Below are 4,071 nucleotides of genomic sequence, written 5' to 3' on the forward strand. Positions count from 1 at the left end.
GTCCTGTTCTCCGTCGCCAAGGGAGAACCGACGCCGGAAGAGCTGGCGGCGCTGACCGCCGTCGTGCTGTCCCTGGGGCAGGCCCAGCAGGCCGCACCGGAAAGCCCCGGCGTCCGGCACTGGGTCCGCCGGCAGCAGCTTCGGCTGGCACCCAGGCCCGGCCCGGAAGCCTGGCGCCGCAGCCTCGGCTGAGCGTCCTCGGCCGGGCGGCAGCCTGTTTCTCACCCTGCCCCGGAAAAAAGTTCAGTGACTCTTTCATAACCACCGCGGCCGGGCTAGTCTCGTCGGGTGACTACCGAAATCATCGCCTCAGACAACACTGCCCCCGCGCGCCCGCAGACCGCCATTGACGCCGTCGCCGACGCCTACACGGACACCCTGATCCGGCTCAACCCGAGCTTCGCCACCGAGCTCGGCCTGCCCGGGCACGAGACCGAGTACCAGGACTTTTCCCCCTCCGGCCACGAGGAATTCGCGGCCGCCGCGCGCGAGGCCCTCGCGGCGCTGGACGGGCTGGAGCCGGTTGACGACGTCGACGCCGTCACCCTCGACGCCATGCACGAGCGGCTGGGCCTGCAGCTGGAAATCCACGAATCGGGCTGGCACACGGCCGATCTGAACAACATCGCGTCCCCGTCCCAGGACATCCGCGCAATCTTTGACCTCATGCCGACGGACACCGCCGGGCAGTGGGGGCACATCGCGGGCCGGGCCCACAATGTCCCCGCCGCGATCGACGGGTACATCGAGTCGCTGCGTTCGGCGATGCAGGACGGCAAGGTGGCCGCTGCCCGCCAGGTGTCGATCGTGATCGAGCAGGCCACCAAGCACGCTGCGGAAGACGGCTTCTTCGCGAAGCTCGCCGCCGGCGCCAAGACCGCGGAGGGCCCGCTCCCGGCGGAACTGCAGTTCCAGCTCGACGCCGGCACGGCCGCCGCCCGGGTGGCGTACTCCCGGCTCGCTGGCTTCCTCGAGGCCGAACTCCTGCCCGTCGCCCCGGCCAAGGACGCCGTGGGCCGCGAGCGCTACGCCCTGGCATCCCGGGACTTCCTCGGCGCCACCGTGGACCTGGAGGAGACCTACGCGTGGGGCGTCCAGGAACTCGACCGCCTCATCGCCGAACAGGAACGCGTGGCCGGGGAAATCCGGCCCGGCGCCACAGTCGAGGAAGCCAAGGAGATCCTGAACAACGATCCCGCCCGCCAGCTCAAGGGCACCGACGCCCTCCAGGCCTGGATGCAGGAACTTTCCGACAAAGCCGTCGCGGAGCTCGCCGGCGTCCACTTCGAGATCCCGGACGTCATGAAAACGCTGGAGTGCCGGATCGCACCCACCGATGAAGGCGGCATCTACTACACGGGCCCCTCGGAGGACTTCAGCCGTCCCGGCCGGATGTGGTGGTCCGTGCCGGCCGGCGAGGACACCTTCACCACCTGGGCCGAAACCACCACGGTGTATCACGAGGGCGTACCCGGCCACCACCTCCAGGTTGCTACCGCCACCTACCGCCGCGAGCTGCTGAACAAGTGGCGCCGCAGCGTGTGCTGGACCTCGGGCCACGGGGAAGGCTGGGCGCTCTATGCGGAGAGGCTCATGCAGGAACTCGGCTACCTCGGCGATCCGGGCGACCACATGGGCATGCTGGACATGCAGCGCATGCGTGCGGCCCGCGTGGTGTTCGACATCGGCGTGCACCTGGAGCTTGAGGTCCCCGAGCGCTGGGGCAGCGGCATCTGGACAGCGGACAAGGGTTTTGAGTTCCTCCGCGCCAACCTGCCGATCAGTGAGGGCCAGCTGAAGTTCGAGTTCACGCGCTACCTGGGCTGGCCGGGACAGGCACCGTCCTACAAGGTGGGCCAGCGGCTCTGGGAGCAGATCCGGGCAGAGCTGGAATCCCGCCCCGGCTTCGACCTCAAGGCCTTCCACACCAAGGCCCTGAACATCGGCTCGGTGGGCCTCGACACCCTCAAGCGCGCTCTGCTGGGGTAGGTCGCGTTCCGCGCGAACCGAAACTCGACATGGCAGTTCGCGGCAGTGTTTCCCAAAAAACACTGCCGCGAACTGCCATCTCGCGTGACCGGCGGCGTCCGGGACGAGACAATCACCACATTCCGCCCGGGAATAACTTCACAATCGGGCAGCCTTCCGGCGGAATTCCCGGGATTTGGCCGTCGCGTCGAAAATACCGCCGCGTAACATTTCTCAACATCCGTTGGTCATGCTATCTGAGACGGTCCTAGCGTGTTCCGGTGACCACTCAGACAAGCACCCCCGCACCTGCCGGAAAGACCGGGTTCCAGCTGCCCAAATGGGCCGGCTCGTTCGGCTTCCAGATCATCGCCGCCCTGATCGTCGGCCTGGGCCTTGGCCTGCTGGCCAAGTACACCGGCAGCACCAAGGCAAACCCCAACGCCCTCGGCACCGCGCTGCAGACCATCGGCTCGAGCTACGTCTCGCTGCTGCAGACCGCCGTGGTCCCCCTGATCTTCACCGCCGTCGTCAGCTCAATCTCCAACCTGCGCGCCGTTTCCGACGCTGCCCGGCTGGCCTGGAACACGCTGCTCTGGTTCGCGATCACCTCGCTGATTGCCGTCCTGATCGGCATCGGCCTGGGCGTGCTGCTGCAGCCCGGCGCCGGCACCGGCATCAGCCAGGAAGCGAAGTACGCCGGCAAGTCCGGTGACTGGTGGGCCTTCCTCACCGGGCTGTTCCCGAAGAACTTCCTGGGCCTCGGCGCAAGCACCACGGTCACCGACGGCGTCGCCACCACCGCTGTGAGCTTCAACGTCCTCCAGATCCTCGTGATCGCGATCGCCGTCGGCATCGCCGCCCTCAAAGTGGGCAAGGCGGCCGAACCCTTCCTGGCCCTGAACGCGTCCGCCCTCGCCGTCATCCAGAAAGTCCTCTGGTGGATCATCCGGATCGCGCCGCTGGGCACCGTGGGCCTGATCGGCAACGCCGTGGCCGTCTACGGCTGGGACACCATCGGCTCGCTCGGCAAGTTCACTGTGGCAATCTACATCGGCCTGGCGCTTGTGCTGTTCGTGGTCTACCCCGCCCTGGTCCGCAGCCATGGCCTGTCTGTCAGGCAGTACTTCTCCGGTGTGTGGCCGGCCGTGCAGCTGGCCTTCGTCTCACGCTCCTCGATCGGCACGCTGCCGCTGACCCAGCGCGTGACCGAGCGGAACCTGGGCGTGCCCCGCGCCTACGCCTCCTTCGCGGTGCCGCTCGGCGCGACCACCAAGATGGACGGCTGCGCCGCGATCTACCCGGCCGTGGCGGCGATCTTTGTGGCCCAGTTCTTCGGCATCCAGCTGGACTTCACCCAGTACCTGCTGATCGCGCTGGTGTCCGTCCTCGGCTCCGCCGCGACCGCCGGCACCACGGGCGCCGTCGTCATGCTGACGCTGACGCTCTCCACGCTGGGACTGCCGCTGGCCGGCGTCGGCCTCGTGCTGGCCATCGACCCGATCCTGGACATGGGCCGCACCGCCGTCAACGTGGCCGGGCAGGCCCTGATCCCGGCGATCGTGGCAAAGCGCCAGGGCATCCTGGACGAAGCGCTGTACAACGCGCCGCGCAACGGCGACCCGTTCAGCGACGACGTCGACACGTCCGCCGTTGATCCGTCCGCTGCCGCAGCTCCCGCGAGTGGACGGGACGAACGCGAACTGGCCGACGCGAAGGCGTAGCTGCTGAACGAGCGTTTTACAGGAAGCGTGTACAGGAGAAGTCCCCGGGACCCCCCGGGGACTTCTCTGGTTTTAACCAACGTTGACCTAAATCCATCGGCCCAAATCCACCGGCCCAATTCCACAGCAGCCTAGCGGCCGCCGATCACACCCTTTTCGGCGGCCTTGGTGACGGCATCCGCTTCTGCCTGGGTCAGGGTGCCGTCCTTGACGGCCTGGTCCAGCCGGGGCTTCAGGGCTGCCGCATGCTTGGCCTGCTCGGCGGTGCGCAGTTCCTCCAGGGCGGCAGTGACCTTGGCTTCCTCGATGCCGAGCGATTTCGCCAGGGATGCGGCCAGGGCCTTCTCCATCGCGGCACGGTCCGGTTTCTGTCCTGGCT

The 4,071-nt window shown here is 67.8% G+C and carries 3 protein-coding genes and 1 pseudogene; 3 read left to right on the forward strand and 1 reads right to left on the reverse strand.

Annotation, left to right across the window (positions count from 1 at the left end):
* The first annotated feature begins 3 nt into the window (after positions 1-3).
* The 3 genes from LQV16_RS23030 to LQV16_RS23040 all read left to right on the forward strand — a co-directional run bounded on the left by LQV16_RS23030 (position 4) and on the right by LQV16_RS23040 (position 3,692).
* Complete coding sequence (locus tag LQV16_RS23030; RefSeq protein WP_229996157.1) at positions 4-192, forward strand: acyl-CoA carboxylase subunit epsilon; 189 nt, start codon at positions 4-6, stop codon at positions 190-192.
* Between the two features lie 111 nt (positions 193-303).
* The gene (locus LQV16_RS23035) at positions 304-1,989 is read left to right on the forward strand and encodes a DUF885 domain-containing protein (RefSeq protein WP_229996158.1); all 1,686 of its coding nucleotides are present in this window, start codon (positions 304-306) and stop codon (positions 1,987-1,989) included.
* 260 nt (positions 1,990-2,249) lie between these two features.
* Positions 2,250-3,692: a dicarboxylate/amino acid:cation symporter gene (locus LQV16_RS23040; RefSeq protein ID WP_229996156.1), complete on the forward strand. Its 1,443-nt coding sequence runs from the start codon at positions 2,250-2,252 to the stop codon at positions 3,690-3,692.
* A 131-nt stretch (positions 3,693-3,823) separates the two neighbouring features.
* On the opposite strand, the pseudogene LQV16_RS23045 reads toward LQV16_RS23040, so the two are convergent.
* Positions 3,824-4,071 (reverse strand): annotated as a pseudogene (locus tag LQV16_RS23045) (hypothetical protein); the annotation flags it as partial.

The sequence above is a fragment of the Arthrobacter sp. Bi26 genome (assembly GCF_918697925.1).
GTDB lineage: Bacteria > Actinomycetota > Actinomycetes > Actinomycetales > Micrococcaceae > Arthrobacter.